Below are 1,320 nucleotides of genomic sequence, written 5' to 3' on the forward strand. Positions count from 1 at the left end.
CGCGATGAGGCCGCCGAGCACGATGAGCGGCCCCGCCCATGGCGTGCGGGTGTCCATCGGCCAGGTGAGCGAGACGGATTCTGGCGCGGCGTGCGCGCCATCGGTCGCGATGATCACGCTGACGTTGTCGGGAACGTTCATCGTCGTCGTCGCCGCCTTCGCCCCGGTGAACTGCTCGAGCCAGAGGTCGCTGTTCGCGGGGCTCGGCGCCTTGGGGTCGAGCGACCGGCGAAGATCGGATGCCGGCGCGTCGGCGCCCGCGGCGGGGGTGCTCTTCGTCGGAGTCGGAGTCGGCGTTGACGTGGCATCCGATGCCCCGCCCGTGTCGGCCTTCTCACCTGCGCGCACGAGCGTCGTCTTCAGCGACTTGGTCCCGGGCTGGTAGCTGACGCGCGCGTACGGCTCGTCGCCGACCCAGGCGAGGACGTCGGCCGTGCGGCCATACGCGACGAACGGCGAGGTCGCCCCCGCGACGTGCAGCGTCTGCTGCCCTTCGTTCGCGTTGAGCGTCGCCCCCGAGATGACGATGTACGGCGCGCCCGAGCGGACGTCTGCCGTGGCGGTCACGCTTGCGGCGGGTGCCCAGATCGTACGCTGGGCGATCCCAACGCCGATCATGATCGCGGCAATGAGGAACGCCGCGATGGCAATGACGAAACGCACGAATAGATCCTTCCTGGCCGGCCGCACGGGTATTGACCGGCTGCCAAAAGTCCCTTCAGGTTATTCGATGCGCCTGGACAGACCCGGGACGAACCCTGAATACGGCGTTCGGCGCGCCTCGTGGGGCTTGTAGCATTTCTGGGGTACGGCGCGATGTCGCGCCGGCCCACTCCAGCAGCCCCTCGATCCCCCGGAGAGCCACGTGCCCGAAGAGTCAGAGTTCACCCAGGTCTTCCGCGGCTATGACAAGGACGAGGTCGACAAGGCGCTTCAGGAGCTGCGCCGCGAGCTGATCAAGGCGAACACGCAGGCCTCGGATGCCGCGAAGGAGATCAAGCGCCTCAACGGCCGCATCGATGAGCTGAACGCCGAGATCGAAGAGGTGGGCAGCCCCACCTTCTCGGGTCTCGGCACCAAGCTCGAGAACACCCTGCGCGTCGCCGAGGAGCAGTCGACGCGCATGATCGCGCAGGCCGACATCGACGCCGAGAAGCTGCGCGCGCAGGTCGCCCGCGAGACCGAGCAGATCCGCGAGGCCGCCAAGGAGCAGGCCGAGCGCGTCGTCACCGAGGGCCGCGCGCAGGCGGCGTCCGCCCTGCAGGACGCGCAGATCGAGGCGAACTCGATCATCGCCGACGCGAAGCGAGACGCCGAGCA

1 protein-coding gene and 1 pseudogene are annotated in these 1,320 nt (G+C 68.8%); one reads left to right on the forward strand and one right to left on the reverse strand.

The window, feature by feature from the left end; all coding sequences use genetic code 11:
- Window positions 1-663: pseudogene (locus ACM2XV_RS15355) on the reverse strand (hypothetical protein); the annotation flags it as partial.
- Window positions 664-865: 202 nt separating this feature from the next.
- Between ACM2XV_RS15355 and ACM2XV_RS15360 the strand changes: the two are divergent.
- Window positions 866-1,320: DivIVA domain-containing protein (locus ACM2XV_RS15360; RefSeq protein WP_487027578.1), on the forward strand; the 455-nt coding region annotated here is incomplete at its 3' end.

It is taken from the genome of Gryllotalpicola sp. CP2-P1, from assembly GCF_057512245.1.